Here is a 23,769-nt window from a genome sequence, read left to right on the forward strand (position 1 = left end):
AAGGAAAGACCCTCATCGTGACCACCGCATCGCGCGTACTCGTCCTCAACTCCGGCTCCTCGTCGGTGAAGTACCAGCTGCTCGACATGGCGGACTCCATCCGCCTCGCCGTCGGCCTGGTGGAGCGGATCGGCGAAGAGACCTCGCGGCTCGTGCACGAGCCGCTCACCGGTCCGGGCGCGGGCGGCGGCAAGCGCGAGCGGCTCGGCGCGATCGCGGACCACGGGGCCGCGCTCCGGGCCGTCGCGGCGGAGCTCGCCGCCGACGGTCTGGGCCTGGACTCCCCCGAGCTGGCCGCCGTCGGGCACCGGGTGGTGCACGGCGGGACCCGGTTCACGCAGCCGACGGTGATCGACGACGAGGTGCTGGCGGAGATCCGGAGCCTGATCCCGCTGGCCCCGCTGCACAACCCGGCGAACGTCACCGGCATCGAGGTGGCCCGCGCGCTGCGCCCGGAGCTCCCGCAGGTGGCGGTGTTCGACACGGCGTTCCACTCGACGATGCCGGAGTACGTGGCGCGGTACGCGATCGACGCCGCGACGGCGGACAAGTACGCCATCCGGCGGTACGGGTTCCACGGGACCTCCCACGCGTACGTCTCGCGGGCGACGGCGGGGCTGCTGCGCCGGCCGGTGGAGGACGTGAACGTGATCGTGCTGCACCTGGGCAACGGGGCCTCGGCCTCCGCGGTCCGGGGCGGGGTGTGCGTGGAGACGTCCATGGGCCTGACCCCGCTGGAGGGACTGGTCATGGGCACCCGTTCGGGCGACCTGGATCCGGCGGTCGTCTTCCACCTGGCGCGGGTGGGCGGCTTCTCGGTGGATGAGATCGATTCGCTCCTGAACAAGAAGAGCGGTCTGCTGGGCCTGTGCGGCGACAACGACATGCGCGAGGTGCTGCGGCGGGCGGGCGAGGGCGACGAGTCGGCGCGGCTCGCCTTCGCGGCGTACGTCCACCGCCTGAAGAAGTACATAGGCGCCTACTCGGCGGTGCTCGGCCGGGTGGACGCGGTGGTGTTCACGGCCGGGGTCGGCGAGAACGCGCACCAGGTCCGGGAAGCTGCGGTGGAGGGCCTCGCGGAGCTGGGGCTCGCCCTGGACCCGGAGGCCAATGCCGTGCGCTCCCCGGAGCCGCGGCTGGTGTCGCCGGAGTACGCACGGGTGGCGGTGGCCGTGGTCCCGACGGATGAGGAACTGGAGATCGCCACCCAGGCGTACGCCCTCGTTACTCAGTAGTCACTTGGACTTTCCACCAGACGGAATATTCCGCTACGAAACAAACCGATAGGATCCAGTCATGCGCCGTTCCAAAATCGTCTGCACGCTGGGCCCCGCCGTCGACTCGTATGAGCAGCTGAAAGCGCTCATCGAGGCAGGTATGAACGTGGCCCGATTCAACTTCAGCCACGGGTCCCAGGCAGAACACCAGGAGCGGTACGACCGCGTCCGGAAGGTCTCCGAGGACACCGGGCGTGCGGTCGGCGTCCTCGCCGACCTCCAGGGTCCGAAGATCCGTCTGGAGACCTTCGCCGAGGGCCCCGTCGAGCTGGTGCGCGGTGACGAGTTCACCATCACCACCGAGGACGTCCCGGGTGACAAGTCCATCTGCGGCACCACCTACAAGGGCCTGCCCGGCGACGTGGCCAAGGGCGACCAGGTCCTGATCAACGACGGCAACGTCGAGCTGCGGGTGACCGAGGTCGAGGGCCCGCGGGTCAAGACCATCGTCATCGAGGGCGGTGTCATCTCGGACCACAAGGGCATCAACCTGCCGGGTGCCGCCGTGAACGTCCCCGCCCTGTCGGAGAAGGACGTCGACGACCTCCGCTTCGCCCTGCGGATGGGCTGCGACATGGTCGCCCTGTCCTTCGTCCGCGACGCCAACGACGTCAAGGACGTCCACAAGGTCATGGACGAGGAGGGCCGCCGGGTCCCCGTCATCGCCAAGGTGGAGAAGCCGCAGGCCGTCGAGAACATGGCGGCCGTGGTCGACGCCTTCGACGCGGTCATGGTGGCCCGTGGCGACCTGGCCGTCGAGTACCCGCTCGAGAAGGTCCCGATGGTCCAGAAGCGGCTCATCGAGATGTGCCGCCGCAACGCCAAGCCGGTGATCGTCGCGACCCAGATGATGGAGTCGATGATCACCAACTCGCGCCCGACGCGCGCGGAGGCCTCCGACGTCGCCAACGCGATCCTCGACGGCGCGGACGCGGTCATGCTGTCGGCCGAGTCCTCGGTCGGCGCCTACCCGATCGAGACCGTCAAGACGATGTCGAAGATCGTCACGGCGGCCGAGGAGGAGCTCCTCTCCAAGGGCCTCCAGCCGCTGGTCCCGGGCAAGAAGCCCCGTACCCAGGGCGGCTCCGTCGCCCGCGCGGCCTGCGAGATCGCGGACTTCCTCGACGGCAAGGCACTCATCGCCTTCACCCAGTCCGGCGACACGGCCCGCCGCCTGTCGCGCTACCGCGTGACCCAGCCGATCCTGGCCTTCACCACCGACGTCAACACCCGCAACCAGCTCACGCTGAGCTGGGGCGTCGACTCCTACATCGTCCCGCACGTGGACACCACCGACGCGATGGTCGACCTGGTGGACGGCGAGCTGCTGAAGCTGGGCCGCTACAACGAGGGCGACACCATGGTCATCACCGCCGGCTCGCCCCCCGGCGTCCCGGGCACGACCAACATGGTCCGCGTCCACCACCTGGGCGGCCAGTCTCAGGGCTGACACCGCACGGTGTGACTCTGCCGCACAGAGACCGAGGGCGGCACCCCGATCCCAAGAGGGATCCGGGGTGCCGCCCTCGGTGCGTGCACGCGGTGCGCGGGGCCGTGCGGGACCGCCCCGTACGGGACTACTCCGGCGGGCCGATGTAGTTCTTGAGGCCCGGGACGGTGAGCGTGCCGCCGAACTGGCCGGCCTGGACGACCTTGACGTTCGTGAAGAACGCGAACGGGACGTTCAGGGGCGGCGGGCTGTTCGGGGTGAACTCGATCGGGATCAGGCCGAACAGGTTCCCCTTGAGGCTCTCGGTGTACATCGTCACCGTGCCGCCGCGGATCTTGGACGTGGAGCCGGAGCGGGACTTCAGGTGGGCGACGTTCCCGCTCTTGCCGACCGTCTGGTAGAGGTCCTTGATGTCCAGCGAGTCCGCCGTGAACTTCAGGACCTTCTTCGTCTTGCCGCCGGCCGTCTTCACCTCGACGATGCCGTGGTAGTCCAGGCCGTAGAGGGTCAGCAGCGAGCTGTCGAGGTACCACGGCTCGTCCGGCAGGAGCGGGATGCCCGGCTCCAGCTCGGCGTCGGCCAGCGCCTTGGCGTCGTACGTCGGGCAGGGGAAGGGTTGCTTCCCGTCCGCGTTCTTCGTCTCCTCGGGCTTCGGCTCGTCCTCGTCCGCCGTCTTGCCCGTCTCGTCCTTCGGCTTCGCCGCGGTGTCCTTGACGTCCTGCGACAGCTCCTTGACGTCGACGCCGGCCTTCTTCGCCGCGTCGCGGATGGCGTCCGTGGCCGGGTCCGGTGCGGGCTTGGCCGGAGTCGGCGTCGCCGTGGCGGTCTTGGACGGCGTGGGCGTCGGGGTCGCCGACGGCTTCGCTGTCTCGAGCGGCTTGGTGATCCCGTCGACGATGCCCTTGAGCGCGTCTCCGACGCCCAGCGGGTCCAGCGGGTTCGGGGTCTTGGACGCGGACGGCGCGGCGGCCGGGGCCGACGGCTCGGTCTGCTTCGACGCGGTGGTGGGACCGGCCGGCTTGCTGGCGGAAGGCTTCGGAGCCGGCGGGGTGACGCCGGGCTGCGGGGCCTTGGACGCACCGGGCGAGGGGGTCGCGGTGGGCGACGAACTCGGCGAGGGCGACGTGGAGGGGCTCGGAGAGGCCGACTCCGCGGGCTCGTCGGACCGCGTCACGCACGGGCCGGGCGCGAAGGGGATCTCCTGGTCGTCGGCGAGGGCCAGCTTCGGGGCCACGCCCATCCCGACGAAGACCGCGGTCGGCATGGCCGCCAGCGCCATCGTCTTGCCGACGGGTATCTGGATCTTGTTCAGCAGCGACTTCCGGGGCGCGGCGTGCCGCGGGCCCCTTCTTTCACGGGACTCTGCGCTCGGGGCCACGCCCCGCTGCGTCTCGTCACCCCGCACTGTTCCTCCCGCCATCGGCGTGGGCAGTCGTCTCGCTCGCGTATGCCGTTTCCGTCTCACGGGGCGCCGGGATGCCCGGAATGCCCGAGTTGCTCTGGGAGTTGTCCGCCATCGCCGCCGACTTGCCCGTGCCGTCGTCCGGGACGGCGGCCTCTGCCTCCGGGCTGCCGGGAACCCACGACAGTGCGAGGGCGCCGCCGACCATGGAGAAGATGAAGCCCAGGAAGAACCCGCCCAGGTTGGACACCGGCAGGGACACCAGGGCCAGCAGGATCGAGGCGACCCCGGCGAAGACGCGGATGCTCTGCTGGAACCAGAGGGCCAGGCCCAGCGTCATCAGCAGGATGCCGATGATCAGCGAGCCGGATCCGGTCGTCGTCGCCATCGCGAGAGTGACGTTGCCCAATCGCATGTCCGCGTACGGGAAGTACACGATCGGGACACCACCGAGGAGCATGAACAGGCCTGCCCAGAAGGGACGGCGGCCGCGCCAGGCGTAGAAGTGGTAATACGCCACGGTGAGCAGAGCATCATCAGAGCGGCGAACGTAGACCGGGGCCTGGTGGTTCATGGACTACAGCTCCCTGGAAACGGTGGTACGGAGAACTAGGTGGAGCCCCGGACGGGCGGGCGGAATCGGCTGCAGCCGGCGCCGACCGCCCCTCCGGTCACGCTCCGGGACGGATTACTTCTCGTCCTGGTAGCACGGCTGGTCGCCGCCCATCAGACGGAGCTTGAGGTCGGGCAGCTTGAACGTGCCCGCCGTCGTCGCCCACGCCTTCTGGCGCACGTTCGTCAGGATCGCCTTGTCGGCGCGCTGGGAGAACGCGTAGGGGCTCGCGACCGTACCGGCCTGCGGCTTGGTCTTGTGGCTCGAGTCGCCCACGGCGACACCGATGTCCAGGTTCTTGAACTCGGCGTCGGTGTCGAGCTCCGCAACATCCAGGTAGATGTTGTCGGCGACGGCCGGCTTGCCCTTGTGGCCCGTCCGCAGCTGCAGCGTGATGTTGCCCAGCGGGGTCGGGGTCACCAGCGACTGGCACATGTTGGTGATCTCGGCGTGGCTGAACCCGGAGATGGTGACCGGGTGGTGCGCAGCGTTGCCCTTGAGGTCGTGACCCTCGGCGATACCGCCGTACTGAATGAGGTTGTCACCGTCGAGCTTGTCGGCCGAGACCTTGAAGTCCTGGCCGGAGACGCTGAAGGACGCCGCGAGGGCACCCTGCGCCAGACCCACACCGACCGCGGCGGTTGCCGCGATGCTCGGCACCATGACGAGCGCGAAGCGCTTCCATCTGGTCCCGCCACGAACCTGAGAACTCATTATTCGTTCCTCCTTCTCGGACGTACATCTCCGGTCCGGGCCGTACCCGTCCTGGGATGGGAGAAGTGCTACGTCCTCGGGAAGGAGCGCAGGCGGCCGAGCCGCGACAGAGCCGCGTCCGGTACACCGGCGTTCACCCCCGAGCGACAACCACTGGGTCACGCGTTCGCGCAACCAGGAGGACAGGCTCCGCCGGTGCGGCGAAGACCCCCCTGTCCCACGGCCGGTGCCACTGCCACCGACCGGCCCGGTGGGGACCCTCCACCGCGGCTCCGGATGAGCGGCTCTGCGGGAAGGACCGAGCGTCGCCGATCGTGGTCCATTCCAGGCCGGGGCACAAGGGGGTTCGTTACTGGCGGGTAACGGCAAGATAACCGGGGATCGACCCGGCGCCATCGGGTGACGACGCAGGGTGTCACCAAGGGCCACGACAGAGCGGCGGATTTATGAACACACCGGACAGATCACGGGGTTCCACTTACTGCGAGTAACAGCGGCCGCAATTGCCAAGTTTTGGCAAAGTGCGGCCGCTGTTTATCTACGTGTCAACAAATCGCCGGTGGTCCGGCGGCCTGCCGGAGTCCCCCGGAAGGGACACGGAGCGGGCTCTAGAACAGCACCCGTGCGAGCGCCGTACGCGCCGCCGCCACCCGGGGATCGTCCGCCCCGATGACCTCGAACAGCTCCAGCAGCCGCACCCGTACCGCGTCGCGGTCGGCGCCGGCCGTCACCCGGACCGTGTCCACCAGGCGCCCGAAGGCGTCCTCCACGTGGCCGCCGACCAGATCCAGGTCCGCGGCGGCGATCTGGGCCGCCGGGTCCTTCGGGTTCTCGGCCGCCGCGGCGCGCACCGCCTGCGGGTTCATGTCCTTGACCCGGGTGAGCAGCTCGGCCTGGGCCAGGCCCAGCTTGGCTTCGGTGTTGGCCGGGTCGTCCGCCAGTACGTTCTTGTACGCCTGCACCGCGCCGCCCAGGTCACCGGCGTCGAGCGCCACGACCGCCGCCTCGAGCAGCGCGTCGTACGGGCCTTCCGGGGCCGCGGCCTCCGCGGCCGGGGCGGCCGCGGGGACGCCCTCGGCGTTCGGGTCCACCTCGATGCCGATGATCCCGAAGCGCTCCTCGGCGACCTGGACCAGCTGCGCCAGGGTCGCGCGGATCTCCTGCTCGGGCGCCACGCCCTGGAACAGCGGCAGCACCTGGCCCGCGACCACGGCGAACACGGCCGGGATGCCCTGGATGCCGAACTGCTGCATCAGCATCTGGTTGGAGTCGACGTCGACCTTGGCGAGGAGGAGGCGGCCGTTCGCCTCGATCGTCAGGCGCTCCAGCAGCGGGCTGAGCTGCTTGCACGGTTCGCACCACTCGGCCCAGAAGTCCAGGACGACCGGGACCTCGGCGGAGAGCTGGAGGACGTCGCGTTCGAAGCCGGCCTCGTCGACGTCGATCACGAGCGCGGACGGCGGCACGGCGCCCGCGGACGCGGGCGCGCCACCCTGGGCGGCCTGCCGGGCCGCTGCGGCACGGGCCTGCTCGGCCTTCGCCTTGGCCTCGCCGGCCGCCTTCACCGCGGCAAGGTCGACGACGCCGCTCATGGACATGTTTCTGGGCTGCATGCGTACATCCTCCCCCGTGTGCGCGCGCCGACGAAAAAGATCGGCCGAAATGCCTTCTTGCCCGCGTCGAACCGATCGGTTGTGCGGGGCTCGTGTGGTGTGGCGCCGGGTCCCCACCTGGCGCCGGTAGCTCTTCGCGTGGTCGTCGCTCTTACGCTACGAGCCGTAGCGTAACTCCTCGCGGCCGTTCGCGCCCCGTGATCTCAAGCACAGCATTTCGAGGGCCGCCGGTTCCGCTACCGACGGGTATGGTCTGCGCCATGCGCAAGCCCAGCCCCCCGACCGGACGCACCGGCCGCCCCCGCAGCGCCGCCGCGGACGCGGCGATCCTCGCCGCGACGCGGGACGCGCTGGTCGAGCTGGGCTGGTCGAAGCTGACGATGGGCGACGTGTCCGCCCGGGCCGGGGTCGCCAAGACCACCCTCTACCGCCGATGGGCGGGCAAGAACGAGCTGGTCGTGGACGCCGTCGCGGAGCTCTTCGACTCCCTCGAGCTCCCCGACCGGGGCTCCCTCGAAGCCGACATAGAGAACGTGGTCCTCCAGTTCGCGGCGCTGCTGCGGCGGCCGGAGGCCCGTACGGCCCTGATGGCCGTCGTCGCCGAGTCCACCCGGGACGAGGCCCTGCGCGACCGGATCCGGTCGGCGATCGTGGACCGGCAGAAACGTCTCGTCGTACTGGGTCGCGAACGGGCCCAGGCCCGGGGCGAACTCCCGTACGAGGAGGACGAGGACCTCGCCTGCCGCACCACGGACCTGATCTTCGACGTGATCGCCGGAACGGTGGTGCACCGGGCGCTGGTCAGCTCGGAACCGGTGGACGAGCTGTGGGTGGCCACCTTCACGGCCCTGCTGATGCACGGCCTCCAGGGCCCGGCCCCCGCCTGACCCGAGCCCCGCGCCCGGGCACGGCGAAGGCCGGCCGCGGCCACCCCGGCACAGGGGCGCCCACGACCGGCCTTCCACCGCACGGACGGGGACCGGGCGATCAGAAGCCCGGCGGCTCCGTGTACGTGCCCCACTCGTCGCGCAGCACGTTGCAGATCTCGCCGAGCGTGGCCTCGGCGCGCACCGCGTCCAGCATCGCCGGGATCATGTTCGACCCGTCGCGGGCGGCGGCCAGCATGGCGTCCAGCGAGGACTTCACCTTGGCGTCGTCGCGCCGCTCCTTGCGCGCGGCCAGCTGCTGCACCTGCACGCGCTCGACCTCGTGGCTGACGCGCAGGATCTCCAGGTCCCCGGTCACCGACCCGTGGTGCACGTTGACGCCGACGACCCGCTTGTCGCCCTTCTCCAGCGACCGCTGGTACTGGAAGGCCGACTCGGCGATCTCCCCGGTGAACCAGCCGTCCTCGATGCCGCGCAGGATGCCCGAGGTGATCGGCCCGATCGGGTGTTGCCCGTCCGGGTGGGCGCGCAGGCCGCGCTCCTTGATCTGCTCGAAGATCTTCTCGGCGTCGGCCTCGATGCGGTCGGTGAGCTGCTCCACGTACCAGGAACCGCCCAGCGGGTCGGCCACGTTGGCCACCCCGGTCTCCTCCATCAGCACCTGCTGCGTGCGCAGGGCGATCTCGGCTGCCTGCTCGCTCGGCAGCGCGAGGGTCTCGTCGAGGGCGTTGGTGTGCAGGGAGTTGGTGCCGCCGAGGACGGCCGCGAGGGCCTCGACGGCGGTGCGCACGACGTTGTTGTAAGGCTGCTGCGCGGTCAGCGAGACGCCGGCCGTCTGGGTGTGGAAGCGCAGCCACATCGACTTCTCGCTCTGCGCCCCGTACACCTCCTTCATCCAGCGCGCCCAGATCCGGCGGGCGGCGCGGAACTTGGCGATCTCCTCGAAGAAGTCGAGGTGCGCGTCGAAGAAGAAGGAGAGGCCGGACGCGAAGTGGTCCACGTCCAGGCCCCGGGAGAGGCCCAGTTCCACGTAGCCGAAGCCGTCGGCCAGGGTGTACGCGAGCTCCTGCGCGGCCGTGGCCCCGGCCTCGCGGATGTGGTAGCCGGAGACGGACAGCGGCTTGTACGCCGGGATGCCCTTCGCGCAGTACTCCATGAGGTCGCCGATGAGGCGCAGGTGCGGCTCGGGTTCGAAGAGCCACTCCTTCTGGGCGATGTACTCCTTGAAGATGTCCGTCTGCAGCGTGCCGTTGAGCAGTGCCGGGTCCACGCCCTGCCGTTCGGCGGCGACCAGGTACATGCAGAAGGCGGGCACGGCCGGGCCGGAGATCGTCATCGACGTGGTCACGTCGCCGAGCGGGATGTCCTTGAACAGGACCTCCATGTCGGCGGCGGAGTCTATGGCGACTCCGCAGTGGCCGACCTCGCCGAGCGAGCGGGGGTCGTCGGAGTCGCGCCCCATGAGGGTCGGCATGTCGAAGGCCACGGAGAGCCCGCCGCCGCCGGCGGCCAGGATCATCTTGTAGCGCTCGTTGGTCTGCTCGGCGTTGCCGAACCCGGCGAACTGCCGGATGGTCCAGGTCCGGCCGCGGTATCCGGTGGCGTGCAGGCCGCGGGTGTAGGGGTACTCCCCCGGCCAGCCGATGCGCTCGAATCCCTCGTACGAGTCACCGGGCCGGGGCCCGTAGACGGGATCGACGTCATCCCCGGAGAGCGTGGTGAAATCGGCCTCGCGCTTGCGGGCCTTGTCGTAACGGGCCTGCCAGCGGCGGCGGCCCTCCTCGATGGCGTCTGCGTCCATACCCACGAATTTACTAGGACGTCCTAGTAAATGTCGATGGGAAACCCCGGGGAGTATCCCCGGGGTGCCCGATGGAGGAGCGGTCCTCTAGGCGTCGACGGTGGCCACGGCGTCCGCGACCAGCGGCTCGACCTCGGCGCGGACCGTGCGCTCGACGAAGAAGGCCGCCAGCGGGATCGTGCCGGAGACGAGGACCCAGAGCAGCTTCGGGAACGGCCACCTGGCCTTGGAGCCCAGGTCGAAGGCGAACACCAGGTAGATCATGAACAGCACACCGTGTACCTGGGAGACCGCCAGGGTCAGGTCGGCGCCGGTGTCGAAGCCGTACTTGAAAACCATGCAGGTGCAGAGGATCAACAGCATGACCGCGGTCAGGTAGGCCATGACGCGGTAGCGGGTCAGCACGCTTCGTTTCATGGCTACGAGCGTAACCATCCGTTTTGCGCGATCTTGACCGGGGCCCGGTGACGGGGCCCGGCCGAGGACGGCTACTGCTCCTCGAAGTCCGCGGCGGCGATCCGCAGCGGGCGCAGGAGCGCGAAGATCTCCTGGCACTCCTCGGCGTCGTACGCGCGCAGCCCGAAGTCGACCGCCATCAGGTCCTTCGTCGCCGCCTCGACGACCTCGCGGCCCCTGTCCGTGATGGAGGCGAGCGTGCCGCGGCCGTCGTTCGGGTTCGGCCGCTTGGCCACCAGCCCGGACCGCACGAGCCGGTCCACCGTGTTCGTCACCGACGTCGGGTGGACCATCAGCCGCTCGCCGATCTTCGACATCGGCAGCTCGCCGGCCTTGGAGAAGGTGAGCAGGACCAGCGCCTCGTAGCGCGCGAAGGTCAGCCCGTACGGCTTGACCACCGCGTCGACCTCGCCGAGCAGGATCTGGTGCGCGCGCATGATCGAGGTGATCGCTGCCATCGAGGGCACCGGTCCCCAGCGGCGCTGCCACAGTTCGTCGGCGCGGGCGATGGGGTCGAACGGGAGGCTGAGCGGCTTGGACACGTACCCGACCCTACCGGGCGGTCATTTGACCGTGGGCCCCGTCTCATCCTTCGGTCCGCCCTCCCGCCGGTTCGCCGACCGCAGTTCGGCGAGGAGGAGCAGGACCACCGCCGTGCCGAGCACCGCGGCGCCGGTGACGACCCCGTGCACCGGCAGGAACTCGGCGGCCAGCCCGGCCAGCGCCATGCCGACGCCCTGGAGGGTCATCAGGCCGGTGCTCAGCAGGGTCATGGCCCGGCCGCGCAGCTCGTCGGGGACGGCGTCGACGTACCACTGGTCGAGGCCGAGGGTGTACGCGTGCGCCAGCCCGGCCAGCAGCAGGGCGGCGAGGACGGTCACCACCCCGGGCCGGACGGCGTACACGAGCAGCGGGAGCATGCCGGCGGCCGCGAGCGGGGCCACGAGCCGGGAGCGGGTACGGGGGCCGAGCGCCGAACCGGCCCACAGTTCACCCGCGATGGTGCCGACGGGCAGGGCGCACATCATCACTCCCAGCGCGGCGGTGCCCGCACCGATGCCGTCGGCGTACGGGACGAGCAGCGCCTCGGGGGCGATGACGAAGACGGGCGGCAGCCAGAACAGCAGCGTGAGCACCCGCAGACGGCGGTCGCCGAGGACGGCGCGCAGCCCGGCGAGCGGCGAGGTGCGGTCGGCGCCGGCGCGGGCCGGCCGGGCCCGCGTGCCGAAGCGCAGCAGCAGGGCCGAGCACAGGAACCCGGCGGCGGTCAGCGCGATGGCCGCGCGCGGGGCGAGGACGGTGAGCAGCAGGCCGCCGAGGCCGAAGCCGATGAGCTGGGCGCTCTGGGCCACCATGCGCATCAGCGAGCGGCCGAGGACGAAGGCGTCGCCGGGGCCGAGGATGTCGGCGAGGGAGGCGTTGCGCGTGCCCTGGAACAGCGGTGCGACGAAGGCCATGGCGCAGCGCAGGGCGAGGAGCCCCGCGACGGGGGTGCCGGGCAGGACCATGGACGCCGCGCAGGCGGCGCAGACGAGGTCGCACCCGACGAGCACCCGGCGGGCGGGCCTGCGATCGGCGATCCCGGCGAGGAGGGTGCCGCCGAGGGCGTACGGGAGGAAGCCGAGGGCGAAGGTGAGCGCGCTCATCAGGGGCGAGCCGGTGGTGCGGAAGACGAGGACGGTGAGGGCGATCTCGGCGACGACGATGCCGAGGACGGACAGCAGGTGCGCGGCGAAAACGGCCCGGAACTCCCGCACCCGGAAAACGGCCCGGTAGCCGCCGGCGGTCGGAGAGGTGGCCTGGTTGACGGTTGCCATGGGGTGACCCTGCGGGGCTACGGTGGGGCCCGACAGTGATTCGCTCCGAACCGAATCAAATCCGGCCCCGGAACCAGCCCCGCCGGCGTTTGAGGCGCGAGGGTCCGGGGGCAGCGCCCCCGCCACGGCGCCGCACCGGGACGCGGGGTCCGGGGCCCGGCCCCGGGATACGGAGAAAGGGCGGGGCGGGGAGAAGCCCCCGCGCAGAGGACCCCCGGAACCCGCAGACCACCCCGGAGGGAGAAGGCATGGCGTTCCACTTCCGCTTCGGCCCCGCCGACCTCCTCCGCTGCCGGTTCTCGATCTCCGCCCGCTGGGAGACCCAGGAGGCGGTCCGGACCCTGAGGACACCCGCCCGGCAGGCGTACCACCTGCCCTGGCTGCGGCAGATCCGCGCGGCCGCCGACGGCCTGGACCTGCGGCCGCTGTGGCTGCTGATGCCGCGCACCGGCCACAACCCCGACTTCCTGAGCCCGCCCCCGCTCGGCCCCTCCGTCACGTTCGAGGAGGAGCTGGCCCGCGTACGGTCCTCGGCCGCCGATCCGCAGGCCCTGCGCGAGGACCTGCGGCGCGCCCTCGTCTGCACCCCGGGCGCCGCCGGGAGCGACCTCGGGCGGCGGATGCTCGCGGATCCGGCCCGGGCCGTACACGAGCTGGCCGATCTGTACGAGCAGGCGTGGGCCGCGCTGATCGCCCCGCACTGGCCGCGGCTGCGTGAGCTGCTGGAGGCGGACATCCTCTTCCACACGCGCCGGCTGGCGGCGGGCGGGCTGGAGGCGCTGTTCGACGGCCTCCACCCGGACCTGCGGTGGGCGGACGGCACGCTCACCATCGACCGCCCGGCCCACCACGACCGCTCCCTGGACGGGCAGGGGCTGCTCCTCATGCCGAGCGCGTTCATGTGGCCGGAAGTGGTCGGGGGGTACGACCCGCCCTGGCAGCCGACGCTGGTCTACCCGGCCCGCGGCATCGGCGCCCTGTGGACGGCGTCGCCGGGCCCGACCCCGCTGGCGCTGGCGCGGCTGCTGGGCCGGGGCCGGGCGGACGTGCTGTGCACGCTGGACGAGCCGGCCTCCACGACGGCGCTGGCCCGCCGGCTCGGCCTGGCACCCGCCACGGTCTCGGCGCACCTGAAGGCCCTGCACGGGGCGGGCCTGCTGATCTCGGCCCGCCACGGCCACCGGATCCTGTACGAACGCACCCCGCTCGGCATCGCCCTGGCGACGGGCGCCCCGCCGGCGTAGCCGGTTCCGGTTCCGGTGCCTCCAGGCGGCGGCACCCGCGGTGTCGCGGGGCAGGGCTGACTGGCCGTCATGTCACGATATGCCGGTCCTTGATTCCGCGTACCGACCCTTCGCCCCGAGGAACCCGGATGCCAGGCCGACCCCGTCCACGCCCCAGACCCCTGACCGCCGCACTCGGCCTCGCGCTGCTGCTCGCCGCGGCCCCCGCCTGCGGCAGTCCGGAATCCGCCCCCGCGCAGGCTCCGCCGGAGGCAACGGGCCGGGCCGCGCCCGACGCATCCCCGTTCTGGGTGGACCCGCAGAGCGACGCCGCCCGGCAGGTCGCCGCCTGGGAGGCCCAGGGCCGCAACAGCGACGCCCAGGTGCTGCGCCGGATCTCGGAACGGCCCATGGCCCTGTGGGGACCCGGCGACGACCCCGGTCCCGAGATCCGCCGGGCCGCGAAGAGCGCCAAGTCGGCGGGGCGGGTCCTGGTGCTCACCGCGTACAACATCCCGTACCGCGACTGCGGCCGGCACTCGGCCGGCGGGGCGAAGGACGCCACCGCCTACCGCAAGTGGATCGGCGCCTTCGCCGACGGCATCGGCGATGCCAAGGCCGTGGTCGTCCTGGAACCGGACGCCATCCCGCACATCGTGGACGGCTGCACCCGGGCCGACCGCCACGACGAGCGCCTGCGGCTCCTCGCCGAGGCCGTCACCCGGCTGAAGAAGAACCGGAACACCAAGGTCTACCTGGACGCCGGCAATCCGGCCTGGATCCCGGACCCGATGAAACTGGTCGGTCCCCTCTACAAGGCCGGGCTCGGGGAGGCCGACGGCTTCGCGCTCAACGTCTCCAACTTCCAGCCCGACGCGGCCGGCCGGGAGTACGGCCACAGCATCTCCCGGGCCGCCCAGGGCAAGCACTTCGTCATCGACACCAGCCGCAACGGCGCAGGGCCGCTCCCCGGCGACGGCCACGAGGCCTGGTGCAATCCGCCGGGCCGAGCCCTTGGCGTCCCGCCGAGCGACCGGACGGGCGACCCGCTCGTCGACGCGTACCTCTGGATCAAGCGGCCCGGCGAATCCGACGGTCCCTGCCGCGGCGGCCCGGGGGCCGGCAAGTGGTGGGCGGACTACGCACTCGGCCTGGCCAGCCGCAGCAAGGAGTAGGAGCCGCGGCCTACTCCTCGGGCTCCGGCGCGGGTGCCGGATCCGGATCCGGCTTCGGTGCCCCGACCCGGAGCCACTTCGCCACCGAGGGCGTCCCGTCCGCGTCCGTCACGAACAGCATGTACCAGCCCGGCGGCACCAGCGTCGGGTCCTTCGGCACCTCGACCGTCACCGAGCCGGCCGCCCTGGTCAGCCCGAGCTCGATCGACCGCTGCTCCACGTCCGTGGTGTGCGTGACCGCGCTCGGCCGCATCAGCCGGGCGCGCCGGATCCGCTCCGGGTGCGCCGCCTCGAAGGTGGCCCGCCCGTCCGGGCCCACCTCGGCCGGCCCGGCCCCCAGGACCGGCCGCCGCGCCGGGTCCCGGTACAGGTACGGCGGCGAGTACACCTCCAGCCGGTGCTCGAACTTCCCGAGGCGGGTGTTGTCCTTGTCCGCGAAGAGCGGGTCGGAGCCGAAGGTCGCGACCCGCCCGTCGGGCAGCAGCAGCGCCTCGGAGTGGTAGTTGCGGCCGACCGACGGATCGGCGGCCGCCACGAAGGAATCGGTGCGCGGGTAGTAGAACTGCGCCTTGTGGATGTCGCTGGCGCCCCGGCCCCGGTAGTCACGGGAGCCGCCGGTGGTGAACACGGAGTCGTCCGGCAGCAGCACGCTGCTCAGGTACCGGGTGCCCTGAGGCAGCCGCGCGGAGGAGCGGAAGACCGGGTCGTCCTCCTTGAGGTCCACGATCGCGGTCCGGCTCGAGGACAGCTTCGACTCGCCGACCCCGCCGCCGCCCAGCACCATCACCCTCTGGTCCTGGGCCGGCGCCAGCAGGACCGAGGACGAGGTCTCCAGCCGGTCCGGGTCCTCCAGGCCCGCGACCTCGGTGAACTTGTCGGTCTTCAGGTCCCACACACCGGGCTCGCGCCCCTTGCCCTTGGGGCCGTAGCCCGCGTTGGACCCGGTGTAGAGCAGCTTGCCGCCCTGCAGGAGGAAGAGCGCGGGGTACGTGGGGAAGTACCGGAAGGGGCCCCGGGTCCACTGCTTCGTCCTCGGGTCGTAGTACTCGTTGTCGCCGGGGACGACGTCGCCCACGTCGTTGAGTCCGGACACCGCGAGCACCCGCCCGTCCTGCAGCGCCACCAGCGTCGGGTACCAGCGGGCGTCCTTCATCGGGTCGACCGGGACGTACTTCTCCGCCTTCGGGTCGAACTCGTACGCCGACTTGATGCCCTGGAAGTCCTGCTTCTCGACGCTCAGCCGCTCGGCGAGCCCGTAGACGTTGTCGGCGTCCTTCCCCCTGAGCCCGACGACCCGGTACTGCGCGACCTCGGTCGTCAGCCCCTCGGCGCCCGCCTTCACCGCCTCGACGAAGACCCGTGCCTCCGCGGCGACCACCTTGGTCCGCCAGGGCTTCACCTGCCCGGCGCGTCCGTACGTGATCTCGAACTCGCGCTTGGCCTTCGGAACGGTGACGTCGAACTTCGACACGTACTCCACCCCGGACGGGGACCGGAACCGGGTGCCCTTCTTCAGCCGGGCCAGCTTGTCGGGGCTCTCGTTCTTGACCCGCATGCCGCCGCCCGCGCGGGTGACCTTGCCGTCGAGGACCTCGTACCGGGCGGTCCCGCCCGCCACGAGCAGCCGTCCGTCGGGCAGTTGGCTGTGGCCCGAGCAGAAGAAGTCCTCCGGCGTGGGGATCTTCTTGAAGCTGTCGTCCTGCGGGTCCCACAGGACGGTGTCGAAGGTGCCCTGGTCGAACTTCTTCTGGCTGTTGCCGGACCCGGCGATCAGCAGCACCTTGCCCGTGTGCAGCAGGGCCGCGTGCATGGCGTTGATCCGGTACTCCTCCGGGAGCCGGACCTGCTCCCACGAGCCGTACTGGATCTTGTAGCTGGACTGGCCGATCTTGTACGCGTGGTAGCGCTCCTGCGCGAAGGTGAGCGCGGCGGGCGCGTTGAGCGCGGCCAGCACCACCACGGCTCCGGTGCCCAGAACGGTGTTCTTGAACTGCTTCGAAGGCCGGTACGCCATGGCTCAGTTCCCTCCCGTCGGTGCGGCGAAGGCCGGCTCCGGCTCCTCTCCCGGCCCGTGGCCGAGCCCAATGTCGAGGGACCCCGCCCGGGCCGGGGCCCGGCGCTCGCGCAGCAGGGTCCAGCCCCACACGGCGACCGGCGCGAGGGCGATGAGCAGGGCGAGCACCGCCCAGGTGCGCATCGCCGCGTGCGTGTGGCCGAGGCGGACGGAGGCGGCGAGGGAGAGGGCCAGGACGGCGGCCCAGAACAGGTGGATCCGGAAGGTCATGAGCCGGTCGGGGCTGGCGCCTGCGCCCTTGGGGGTGACGACGAACCGGCCCCGGGTGCGCAGCAGGGCCGAGCCGAGGGACATCAGGTAGACGGGCGCGCAGATCGCGGACATCGCCATGCCGGCCAGGCCGCCGGAGCCCTCGGGCTCGTGGGGGGAGATGTTGTGGCGGCGGTTCCACAGGTACAGGCCCACCTGGAGGGCGGCCGCGTCGGTGTAGAGCATGAGCCACACCTCGGAGGAGACCTGGGTGCCGGAGGCGCCCAGCCACAGGAACAGGACGCAGCTGAGGATGCCGAGCAGCCAGTTGACGGCCGTCATCGGGTAGTAGACGAGCATCAGGGTGTAGTTGAGGGCCCGCCCCGGGGGCATCCGGAACAGGCCTTTCCAGTACTGCCGGAAGAGGGTTTCGTACGTACCCCTCGACCAGCGCAGCTGCTGCGTGAAGAAGTCGGTCCACGAGGCCGGCCCCTCCCCGACGGCGAGGACGTCGGGGGTGTAGACGGACCTCCAGAACCGCCCGGTGGCCGGATTGCGCCGGCGGTGCAGCTCGAAGCCGGTGGCCATGTCCTCGGTGAGGGAGTCGTACAGCCCGCCCACCTGCTTGAGGGCACTGATCCGCACGGCGTTGTTGGTGCCGACGAACATGGGGGCGCCGTAGCGGTTGCCCGCGCGCTGGATCAGGGCGTGGAAGAGGTACTGCTGGGACTCGGCCGCCTTGGTGACGGACGAGGTGTAGTTGCCGTACACCTGCGGGCCGACGACGAAGGCGATGTCCGGGTCGCGGAAGAAGCCGAGCATCCGCTCCAGGAAGTTCGCCAGCGGGACGTGGTCGGTGTCGACGGAGGCGAAGAACTCGTAGTCGTCGCCGTGTGCGACGAGCCAGGCGTTGTAGTTGCCGTGCTTGGTCCGCTCCCGGTGGGGGCCCTTGCGGGTGTTCCAGCCGGCCTTGCCCTTGCGGGTGAAGTGCCGTACGCCGAGCTCCGCGCACAGGGCCCGGGCCTCGGGGTCGTCCCCCTCGTCCAGCAGCCACACGTCGAGGGGACCGTCGTGCCGCAGGGCGACCGCGCCCAGCAAGGTGCCCCGCACCAGGGTGAGCGGCTCTTTGCCGGGGACGAACGTCGTCAGGAACGCGACCCTGGTGCCGGGTTCGGGCGGTACGGGGACCGGGTCGCGGGCGACCAGCGTGGCGTGGGCCACCGACACGACGTTGACCAGCATGAACAGCATGATCAAGGCGATGCACACGAGCATCGCGGTATCGCACAGGACGAGCCAGCGCTCGCCGCCCTCCCGGACGGTCCGGTGCGTGGGCCAGACGAGGTAGAGCAGCAGTCCGGCCGCGGCGAGGGGGGCCAGCGCCATGAGGAGCACGGCGCGTATTCGGGTGCGGAGCTCCTCGCCCGCGAGGAGGGAGCGGTAGCCCACCCGGTAGGCGGTGCGGTCCGGCTCCGCGAACGGTCCGGCGAGGCGGCTGTGGGTCTCGTAGTCGAAGCCTTCCGGCCGCACGGCCCCTCCAGTGCTCGACGCCCAGGGTCTCTCTCACCACAAAAGCTGACAAACCATGAGCATGTCGAACTGGACTCGGCCGAAAGGGCTACGCCAGGTGGCGTTCCACCGTTTCCACCTTCGACGTCAGCCCGTCCACCACCCCGGGCCGGATGTCGGCCTTCAGGACGAGCGACACCCGCGGCGCCCGCTCCTCCACAGCCGCCACCGCACGCTTGACCACGTCCATCACCTCGTCCCAGGACTCGCCTTCGATCGAGGTGAACATCGCGTCCGTGCGGTTCGGCAGACCCGACTCCCGTACGACGCGCACCGCATCGGCCACGTACTCGCCGACCTCTTCGCCGACCCCCAGCGGGGTCACCGAGAACGCGACGATCATGCGGCGTTCGCCGCCTCGCGCCGGGCGCGGGCCGCCAGCACGCTGTCGGCCTCCTCGCGCTTGAGCAGCTTGTCCCCGTACAGGCCGCCGAAGGGCACCAGCGCGAGCACGAAGAACAGGGCCGCCTTCTTGGCCGGCCACTTCGCCTTGTTCCAGACGTCGGCCAGGAAGACCAGGTAGATGAGGAACAGGATCCCGTGCAGGCCACCGAGCGGCATCATCAGGTAGTCGATGTCGGAGATCCGGCTCAGCAGCGAGCCGAAGATCAGCAGCGCCGGGAACGACAGCGCCTCCGGGACGGAGACGAGGCGGAGGCGGTGCAGGGCGGAGGCGGTCTTGATGTCCACGTGTGAACCTTCGGGGTGGTGGCCGGGGGTCCGTCCCAGTGTCTCAGCCGCTTTGCGGGATCTTGACCGGGGGTCCACAGGGGTCCGGCGGGCCCGGCGCGGGTGTGCGGCGGGTGAGTCGGGGGTGTGCGAGATGCCGCAGTCGCCGGATATGGGCCACGGGGCCCTGTTCGCCTTCGCCCGCTGCCGATAACGTCATCCCGTGGCTCAGTTCCGACTCCAAGGCAGCAAGGTGCTCGCCGTCGACCTGACCGGGGATGCCGTGAAAGCGAAAAACGGCTCCATGGTTGCGTACGACGGCCAGATGACCTTCAAGAAGATGACCGGCGGCGGCGAAGGCCTCCGGGGCATGGTGACCCGTCGACTGACGGGTGAGCAGATGACCGTGATGGAAGTGCAGGGGCACGGCACCTGCTTCTTCGCCGACCGCGCGAGCGAGATCAACCTGGTGAACCTGCGCGGTGAGAAGCTCTACGTCGAATCCAGCAACCTGCTGTGCACCGACGCGGGCCTGCGCACCGGCACGACCTTCACCGGGCTGCGCGGCGCGACGACGGGCAACGGCCTGTTCACGACGACCGTCGAGGGCTCCGGCCAGGCGGCGATCATGTCCGACGGCCCGGCGGTCGTGCTGCGCGTCAGCGGCCAGTACCCGCTCTCCGTCGACCCGGGGGCGTACATCGCGCACACGGGCAACCTCCAGCAGTCCTTCCAGTCCGGGGTGAACTTCCGGACGCTGATCGGCGAGGGCTCCGGCGAGGCGTTCCAGATCCGCTTCGAGGGCGAGGGCCTGGTCTACGTGCAGCCCAGCGAGCGCAACACCATCGGGGGCGACATCTGATGCCGTTCCGCGAGATCAACTCGAAGATGGTCGAGGCCCAGGTGATCCCGGGGCAGAAGATGTACAGCCAGCGCGGCGCGATGCTCGCGTACCGCGGCGAGGTCTCCTTCACCCCGAGCCTGACCGGCGGTCAGGGCGGGGTGATGGGCATGATCGGGCGCCGGGTGGCGAACGAGCAGACCCCGCTGATGACGGTCGAGGGCAGCGGCACCGTGATGTTCGGCCACGGCGGCCACCACATCCAGGTGATCGGCCTGACCGGGGAGACCCTGTACGTCGAGGCCGACCGGCTGCTCGCCTTCGACGGCACCCTGCAGCAGGGCACGATGTTCATGGGCTCGCAGGGCGGTGTCATGGGCATGGTCCGCGGCCAGGTCACCGGCCAGGGCCTGTTCACCACCACCCTCAAGGGGCACGGCTCGGTCGCGGTGATGGCCCACGGCGGGGTCATCGAACTCCCCATCACCCCGAACCGCCCGGTCCACGTCGACCCGCAGGCGTACGTGGCCCACCACGGGGACGTCAGGAACAAGCTCTCCACCGCGCTCGGCTGGCGCGACATGGTGGGGCGCGGCTCGGGCGAGGCGTTCCAGCTGGAACTCTCGGGCCAGGGAGCGGTGTACGTGCAGGCCTCGGAGGAGAAGCTGTGAACTTTGGTCCTGTGATGGGCGGGCCGGGCGCCCCGACGGTCTTCGACCCGCACACGCTGCCCTCCGACGACAACGTGAACGCCTACACCTTCTGCGTGGAGCTCAAGGGGAGCCAGTGGTTCCTGCAGAAGGGCAAGATGATCGCCTACTACGGGCGCATGGAGTTCAACGGCGTCGGCAACGGCCGCTTCGACCGGCTGCTGCGCACCAGCTTCCACTCGCCGATGCACGCCGCCGACTGGGTGGTGGCCGAGGGCTCGGGCAAGATGCTGCTGGCCGACCGGGCCTTCGACGTGAACTCGTACGACCTGGACAATGGGAACCTGACGATCCGGTCGGGCAACCTGCTGGCCTACCAGCCCTCGCTCGCCCTGAAGCAGTCGATCGTGCCGGGCTTCCTGACCCTGATCGGAACGGGCAAGTTCGTGGCGGCGTCCAACGGGCCGGTGGTGTTCATGGAGCCGCCGCTGCGCGTGGACCCGCAGGCGCTGGTGGGCTGGGCGGACTGCCCGTCCCCCTGCCACCACTACGACCACGGCTACATGTCGGGGGTCATCGGCGGACTGCGCTCGCTGACCGGCATCGGCGGCAGCTCCGGCGAGGAGCACCAGTTCGAGTTCGTCGGCGCCGGGACGGTGCTGCTGCAGTCGTCGGAGATGCTGATGGCGGAGAAGGCCGTCGGAGCGGTCGGCACCGGCGCGGAATCGGCGGGCGTTCCCGGAGCCGGGTACGGCGGCGGCCACGGTCAGCAGGGCCCGCTGGGACAGCTGGGCGTGCCGCGGATGCCGGGACAGCTGGGTGACATCCAGCGGCGCCTCGGACTGTGATCTTCGGCTTTCCATTTTTTGTACGTAATTCAACTTCTTAGGTAGAGTTCACTCATGGAGACCATGGAGACCGAGACGGCCACGCGCTGGCTGACCGACGCCGAGCAGTGCACCTGGCGCACCCACCTGGACGTCAGCAGACTGCTGATGCACCAGCTGGAAAAGGATCTCCAGCCTTTCGGACTCACCAACAACGACTACGAGATCCTCGTGAACCTCTCGGAGTCCGAGGACCACCGGATGCGCATGAGCGATCTCGCCACGTCGACGCTGCAGTCCAAGAGCCGGCTGTCCCACCAGATCACCCGCATGGAGACGGCCGGCCTCGTCGTCCGTGTGAACTGCGAGTCCGACCGCCGGGGGCTGTACGCCGTGCTGACGGGCGAGGGCATGGAGCTCATGCGGAAGGTCGCCCCGCACCACGTGGCGTCCGTCCGCCGGCACTTCATCGACCTGCTGCCGCCGGAGGCCCTGGCGGCGCTGCGCGCCTCGCTGGAGCCGGTCGCGAGCCACCTGCGCGACCAGCGCGGCAAGGCCTGACACCGGCCGGACGGCACCCCGGACGGCGCCCCATCCGGGGTGCCGTCCCCGGCGGCAGCCCGGAGAATGGGTGGTAACGCTCGCTCGCCGGCCGCCCGCCGAGCAACCGTAAGCGCATGGCCGGCCCGAGGAGGTCAGCCATGCACAGCAAGCACAAGGCGTACGTCGCGGCGGCCGCGGCCGTGGTCCTGGCGTTCGGGGGCCCGGTGACGGCCGCCGCCGCGCACACGGCCGGCGCGGCGAGAACCGCCCCCGCGGCCGCTTCGGCACGCGCCGACGTGGACGCCGAGGGCGCCGCGGCCGCCGCGCTGAAGAAGTACCCGGGTGTCGTGGAGTCCCTCGAGAGGGACGACGCCGTCTGGCACGTCGACGTCATCGGCAAGGACGGCAAGCACGCGGAGCTGACGGTCGACTCCCGCAGCGGCAACGTGTTCACCGACAACGCGGACGACGACAGCGGCGACGGCGGCGGGAACAAGGAGCTGCTCGCCGCGAAGGTCACCGCCCAGCAGGCGATGAAGGCAGCCGTCGCCGCCCACCCCGGCCAGGTCTGGTCGGTGCAATGGGACGACGATGACGACAACGGCTCCCGCTACTGGAACGTCGAGGTCAAGTCCGGCGACAAGACCACCGACGTCCACGTGGACGCCACGACGGGCAAGGCCACGGTGTCCGGGTCGGACTCGGACGGCGACGACAACGACGACTGACACGCGCCGGTCCGCGGGTTCCGATGCGGACCGGACCGGGCGCCCCTAGACTGGCGAGCGCCCGGATTACCCCGATCTTCGAGGGAGTGGCGTCATGGCCAAGCGCGGCAACAAGAAGCGAGCACGCAAGAAGAAGAAGGCGAACCACGGCAAGCGTCCCAACGCCTGACCGGTCCGCCCCGCCGACGTACGAGAGCCGCGCCCCGATCGATCGGGGCGCGGCTCTCGCGTGCGTACGGCGTACGGCGTACGGAAGCCGGTTGTGCGGGCCGTACGGCCGCTCAGGCCTCCGTCAGCGTCGCCAGGAGCGTGTCCGCGGCCGCGTAGGGGTCCAGCTCGCCGGCCGCGACCCGGGCCGCCAGGGCGTCGAGGTGTGCGTCCCCGTGCACGTCGGCCATCCGGGCCCGCAGGGACGTCACCGCGATGGTCTCCACCTCGCGCGCGGCCCGGGCCGTACGGCGCTCGGCCAGCACCCCGCGCTCGTCCATCCACGCCCGGTGCTTCTCCAGGGCTTCGACCAGCTCGTCGATGCCCTGGCCGCGGGCCGCTACCGTCTTGACGATCGGCGGCCGCCAGTCGTCCCGGCCCCGTGCCTCGCCCAGGCCCAGCATGTGGTTCAGCTCCCGGGCGGTCGCGTCCGCGCCGTCCCGGTCCGCCTTGTTCACCACGTACACGTCGCCGATCTCCAGGATGCCCGCCTTCGCGGCCTGGATCCCGTCGCCCATCCCGGGGGCCAGCAGCACCACCGAGGTGTCGGCCTGCGAGGCGATCTCCACCTCCGACTGCCCGACCCCGACCGTCTCGACCAGGATCACCTCGCAGCCGGCCGCGTCCAGCACCCGGATCGCCTGCGGGGCGGCCCAGGCGAGGCCGCCCAGGTGGCCGCGGGTGGCCATGGAGCGGATGTAGACCCCCGGGTCGGAGGCGTGGTCCGACATCCGGACCCGGTCGCCGAGCAGCGCACCGCCGGAGAACGGCGACGACGGGTCGACGGCGAGGACGCCGACCCGCTTGCCGGCCTTGCGGTACGCGGAGACCAGCGCCGAGGTCGACGTCGACTTGCCGACGCCCGGGGATCCGGTCAGGCCCACCACGTACGCCCCGCCCGTCAGCGGGGCCAGTGCCGCCATCACCTCGCGCAGCTGCGGGGACGCCCCCTCGACCAGCGAGATCAGCCGGGCCACGGCCCTGGGCCTGCCCTCACGCGCCTGGGCCACCAGCTGGGGGACGTCCACCGTCATGCGTGCTGCG

At 71.1% G+C, this 23,769-nt stretch carries 24 protein-coding genes; 11 read left to right on the plus strand and 13 right to left on the minus strand.

What is annotated here, in order from left to right; all coding sequences use genetic code 11:
• Nucleotides 1-17: 17 nt before the first annotated feature.
• Both AB5J51_RS14080 and pyk read left to right on the plus strand, forming a co-directional pair.
• Complete coding sequence (locus AB5J51_RS14080) at nucleotides 18-1,235, plus strand: acetate kinase (RefSeq protein ID WP_369777818.1); 1,218 nt, start codon at nucleotides 18-20, stop codon at nucleotides 1,233-1,235.
• Between the two features lie 61 nt (nucleotides 1,236-1,296).
• Nucleotides 1,297-2,727 carry a pyruvate kinase gene (gene pyk / locus AB5J51_RS14085; RefSeq protein ID WP_053784731.1) on the plus strand — a complete coding sequence of 477 codons (1,431 nt, stop codon included), beginning with the start codon at nucleotides 1,297-1,299 and terminating at the stop codon, nucleotides 2,725-2,727.
• 127 nt (nucleotides 2,728-2,854) lie between these two features.
• Here pyk and AB5J51_RS14090 read toward each other — a convergent pair whose 3' ends face one another.
• From AB5J51_RS14090 to AB5J51_RS14105, 4 genes are all read right to left on the minus strand, one after another.
• On the minus strand, nucleotides 2,855-4,132 hold the full coding sequence (locus AB5J51_RS14090) for a hypothetical protein (protein ID WP_053784730.1): 1,278 nt from the start codon (nucleotides 4,130-4,132) through the stop codon (nucleotides 2,855-2,857).
• Complete coding sequence (locus tag AB5J51_RS14095) at nucleotides 4,122-4,703, minus strand: DUF6114 domain-containing protein (protein WP_133896849.1); 582 nt, start codon at nucleotides 4,701-4,703, stop codon at nucleotides 4,122-4,124. Before AB5J51_RS14095 ends, AB5J51_RS14090 begins: the two co-directional genes overlap by 11 nt.
• A 114-nt stretch (nucleotides 4,704-4,817) precedes the next feature.
• Nucleotides 4,818-5,456 (minus strand): DUF6230 family protein, encoded by a 639-nt coding sequence (locus tag AB5J51_RS14100; protein ID WP_053784728.1) that lies wholly within the window; start codon nucleotides 5,454-5,456, stop codon nucleotides 4,818-4,820.
• 608 nt (nucleotides 5,457-6,064) lie between these two features.
• Nucleotides 6,065-7,069, minus strand: a complete 1,005-nt coding sequence (locus tag AB5J51_RS14105; protein ID WP_053784727.1) for a tetratricopeptide repeat protein — start codon at nucleotides 7,067-7,069, stop codon at nucleotides 6,065-6,067.
• Nucleotides 7,070-7,329: 260 nt separating this feature from the next.
• Between AB5J51_RS14105 and AB5J51_RS14110 the strand changes: the two genes are divergently transcribed.
• On the plus strand, nucleotides 7,330-7,956 hold the full coding sequence (locus tag AB5J51_RS14110) for a TetR/AcrR family transcriptional regulator (protein WP_133896851.1): 627 nt from the start codon (nucleotides 7,330-7,332) through the stop codon (nucleotides 7,954-7,956).
• A 100-nt stretch (nucleotides 7,957-8,056) separates the two neighbouring features.
• Here the strand turns inward: AB5J51_RS14110 and AB5J51_RS14115 are convergent, their stop codons facing one another.
• The 4 genes from AB5J51_RS14115 to AB5J51_RS14130 form a co-directional block, all read right to left on the minus strand.
• On the minus strand, nucleotides 8,057-9,757 hold the full coding sequence (locus AB5J51_RS14115; RefSeq protein WP_030295213.1) for a methylmalonyl-CoA mutase: 1,701 nt from the start codon (nucleotides 9,755-9,757) through the stop codon (nucleotides 8,057-8,059).
• Nucleotides 9,758-9,844: 87 nt separating this feature from the next.
• On the minus strand, nucleotides 9,845-10,174 hold the full coding sequence (locus AB5J51_RS14120; RefSeq protein ID WP_053784726.1) for a DUF3817 domain-containing protein: 330 nt from the start codon (nucleotides 10,172-10,174) through the stop codon (nucleotides 9,845-9,847).
• Between the two features lie 71 nt (nucleotides 10,175-10,245).
• Complete coding sequence (locus AB5J51_RS14125; protein ID WP_030295217.1) at nucleotides 10,246-10,755, minus strand: MarR family winged helix-turn-helix transcriptional regulator; 510 nt, start codon at nucleotides 10,753-10,755, stop codon at nucleotides 10,246-10,248.
• Nucleotides 10,756-10,776: 21 nt separating this feature from the next.
• The gene (locus AB5J51_RS14130) at nucleotides 10,777-12,030 is read right to left on the minus strand and encodes an MFS transporter (RefSeq protein WP_369777819.1); all 1,254 of its coding nucleotides are present in this window, start codon (nucleotides 12,028-12,030) and stop codon (nucleotides 10,777-10,779) included.
• 248 nt (nucleotides 12,031-12,278) lie between these two features.
• On the opposite strand from AB5J51_RS14130, the gene AB5J51_RS14135 reads away from it, so the two are divergent.
• Both AB5J51_RS14135 and AB5J51_RS14140 read left to right on the plus strand, forming a co-directional pair.
• Nucleotides 12,279-13,274 carry a DUF5937 family protein gene (locus tag AB5J51_RS14135; RefSeq protein WP_369777820.1) on the plus strand — a complete coding sequence of 332 codons (996 nt, stop codon included), beginning with the start codon at nucleotides 12,279-12,281 and terminating at the stop codon, nucleotides 13,272-13,274.
• 128 nt (nucleotides 13,275-13,402) lie between these two features.
• The gene (locus tag AB5J51_RS14140; protein WP_053784724.1) at nucleotides 13,403-14,428 is read left to right on the plus strand and encodes a glycoside hydrolase family 6 protein; all 1,026 of its coding nucleotides are present in this window, start codon (nucleotides 13,403-13,405) and stop codon (nucleotides 14,426-14,428) included.
• A 10-nt stretch (nucleotides 14,429-14,438) separates the two neighbouring features.
• Here the strand turns inward: AB5J51_RS14140 and AB5J51_RS14145 are convergent, their stop codons facing one another.
• The 4 genes from AB5J51_RS14145 to AB5J51_RS14160 form a co-directional block, all read right to left on the minus strand.
• On the minus strand, nucleotides 14,439-16,442 hold the full coding sequence (locus tag AB5J51_RS14145) for a galactose oxidase-like domain-containing protein (RefSeq protein WP_369777821.1): 2,004 nt from the start codon (nucleotides 16,440-16,442) through the stop codon (nucleotides 14,439-14,441).
• Between the two features lie 3 nt (nucleotides 16,443-16,445).
• Nucleotides 16,446-18,221, minus strand: a complete 1,776-nt coding sequence (locus tag AB5J51_RS14150; RefSeq protein WP_136224974.1) for a glycosyltransferase family 2 protein — start codon at nucleotides 18,219-18,221, stop codon at nucleotides 16,446-16,448.
• 88 nt (nucleotides 18,222-18,309) lie between these two features.
• On the minus strand, nucleotides 18,310-18,603 hold the full coding sequence (locus tag AB5J51_RS14155) for an MTH1187 family thiamine-binding protein (protein WP_053784721.1): 294 nt from the start codon (nucleotides 18,601-18,603) through the stop codon (nucleotides 18,310-18,312).
• Nucleotides 18,600-18,950 (minus strand): DUF3817 domain-containing protein, encoded by a 351-nt coding sequence (locus AB5J51_RS14160; protein ID WP_030295226.1) that lies wholly within the window; start codon nucleotides 18,948-18,950, stop codon nucleotides 18,600-18,602. Before AB5J51_RS14160 ends, AB5J51_RS14155 begins: the two co-directional genes overlap by 4 nt.
• A gap of 202 nt (nucleotides 18,951-19,152) precedes the next feature.
• Between AB5J51_RS14160 and AB5J51_RS14165 the strand changes: the two genes are divergently transcribed.
• From AB5J51_RS14165 to AB5J51_RS14190, 6 genes are all read left to right on the plus strand, one after another.
• The gene (locus AB5J51_RS14165) at nucleotides 19,153-19,791 is read left to right on the plus strand and encodes an AIM24 family protein (protein ID WP_078987099.1); all 639 of its coding nucleotides are present in this window, start codon (nucleotides 19,153-19,155) and stop codon (nucleotides 19,789-19,791) included.
• Complete coding sequence (locus tag AB5J51_RS14170; protein WP_053784718.1) at nucleotides 19,791-20,441, plus strand: AIM24 family protein; 651 nt, start codon at nucleotides 19,791-19,793, stop codon at nucleotides 20,439-20,441. The genes AB5J51_RS14165 and AB5J51_RS14170 overlap by 1 nt, the downstream gene beginning before the upstream one ends.
• A gap of 14 nt (nucleotides 20,442-20,455) precedes the next feature.
• Nucleotides 20,456-21,268 (plus strand): AIM24 family protein, encoded by an 813-nt coding sequence (locus tag AB5J51_RS14175; RefSeq protein ID WP_133899710.1) that lies wholly within the window; start codon nucleotides 20,456-20,458, stop codon nucleotides 21,266-21,268.
• A gap of 63 nt (nucleotides 21,269-21,331) precedes the next feature.
• Nucleotides 21,332-21,808: a MarR family winged helix-turn-helix transcriptional regulator gene (locus tag AB5J51_RS14180; RefSeq protein ID WP_053784716.1), complete on the plus strand. Its 477-nt coding sequence runs from the start codon at nucleotides 21,332-21,334 to the stop codon at nucleotides 21,806-21,808.
• 140 nt (nucleotides 21,809-21,948) lie between these two features.
• Entirely contained in the window at nucleotides 21,949-22,518 is a 570-nt protein-coding gene (locus AB5J51_RS14185; protein ID WP_136224973.1) for a PepSY domain-containing protein, read from the plus strand.
• 94 nt (nucleotides 22,519-22,612) lie between these two features.
• Nucleotides 22,613-22,687: a 50S ribosomal protein bL37 gene (locus tag AB5J51_RS14190; protein ID WP_099895366.1), complete on the plus strand. Its 75-nt coding sequence runs from the start codon at nucleotides 22,613-22,615 to the stop codon at nucleotides 22,685-22,687.
• Nucleotides 22,688-22,799: 112 nt separating this feature from the next.
• On the opposite strand, the gene meaB is transcribed toward AB5J51_RS14190, so the two are convergent.
• Entirely contained in the window at nucleotides 22,800-23,759 is a 960-nt protein-coding gene (gene meaB / locus AB5J51_RS14195; protein ID WP_053784714.1) for a methylmalonyl Co-A mutase-associated GTPase MeaB, read from the minus strand.
• Nucleotides 23,760-23,769: the final 10 nt, after the last annotated feature.

The sequence above is a fragment of the Streptomyces sp. R33 genome (genome assembly GCF_041200175.1).
Lineage (GTDB): Bacteria > Actinomycetota > Actinomycetes > Streptomycetales > Streptomycetaceae > Streptomyces > Streptomyces katrae_B.

Excerpts from the sequence above, each read along its gene's own strand:
- pyk (WP_053784731.1), top strand. The coding sequence starts at position 1,297 with ATGCGCCGTTCCAAAATCGTCTGCACGCTGGGCCCCGCCGTCGACTCG.
- AB5J51_RS14095 (WP_133896849.1), bottom strand. The coding sequence starts at position 4,703 with ATGAACCACCAGGCCCCGGTCTACGTTCGCCGCTCTGATGATGCTCTG.
- AB5J51_RS14100 (WP_053784728.1), bottom strand. The coding sequence starts at position 5,456 with ATGAGTTCTCAGGTTCGTGGCGGGACCAGATGGAAGCGCTTCGCGCTC.
- AB5J51_RS14105 (WP_053784727.1), bottom strand. The coding sequence starts at position 7,069 with ATGCAGCCCAGAAACATGTCCATGAGCGGCGTCGTCGACCTTGCCGCG.
- AB5J51_RS14110 (WP_133896851.1), top strand. The coding sequence starts at position 7,330 with ATGCGCAAGCCCAGCCCCCCGACCGGACGCACCGGCCGCCCCCGCAGC.
- AB5J51_RS14115 (WP_030295213.1), bottom strand. The coding sequence starts at position 9,757 with ATGGACGCAGACGCCATCGAGGAGGGCCGCCGCCGCTGGCAGGCCCGT.
- AB5J51_RS14120 (WP_053784726.1), bottom strand. The coding sequence starts at position 10,174 with ATGAAACGAAGCGTGCTGACCCGCTACCGCGTCATGGCCTACCTGACC.
- AB5J51_RS14130 (WP_369777819.1), bottom strand. The coding sequence starts at position 12,030 with ATGGCAACCGTCAACCAGGCCACCTCTCCGACCGCCGGCGGCTACCGG.
- AB5J51_RS14135 (WP_369777820.1), top strand. The coding sequence starts at position 12,279 with ATGGCGTTCCACTTCCGCTTCGGCCCCGCCGACCTCCTCCGCTGCCGG.
- AB5J51_RS14140 (WP_053784724.1), top strand. The coding sequence starts at position 13,403 with ATGCCAGGCCGACCCCGTCCACGCCCCAGACCCCTGACCGCCGCACTC.
- AB5J51_RS14145 (WP_369777821.1), bottom strand. The coding sequence starts at position 16,442 with ATGGCGTACCGGCCTTCGAAGCAGTTCAAGAACACCGTTCTGGGCACC.
- AB5J51_RS14155 (WP_053784721.1), bottom strand. The coding sequence starts at position 18,603 with ATGATCGTCGCGTTCTCGGTGACCCCGCTGGGGGTCGGCGAAGAGGTC.
- AB5J51_RS14170 (WP_053784718.1), top strand. The coding sequence starts at position 19,791 with ATGCCGTTCCGCGAGATCAACTCGAAGATGGTCGAGGCCCAGGTGATC.
- AB5J51_RS14175 (WP_133899710.1), top strand. The coding sequence starts at position 20,456 with ATGGGCGGGCCGGGCGCCCCGACGGTCTTCGACCCGCACACGCTGCCC.
- AB5J51_RS14180 (WP_053784716.1), top strand. The coding sequence starts at position 21,332 with ATGGAGACCGAGACGGCCACGCGCTGGCTGACCGACGCCGAGCAGTGC.
- AB5J51_RS14185 (WP_136224973.1), top strand. The coding sequence starts at position 21,949 with ATGCACAGCAAGCACAAGGCGTACGTCGCGGCGGCCGCGGCCGTGGTC.
- meaB (WP_053784714.1), bottom strand. The coding sequence starts at position 23,759 with ATGACGGTGGACGTCCCCCAGCTGGTGGCCCAGGCGCGTGAGGGCAGG.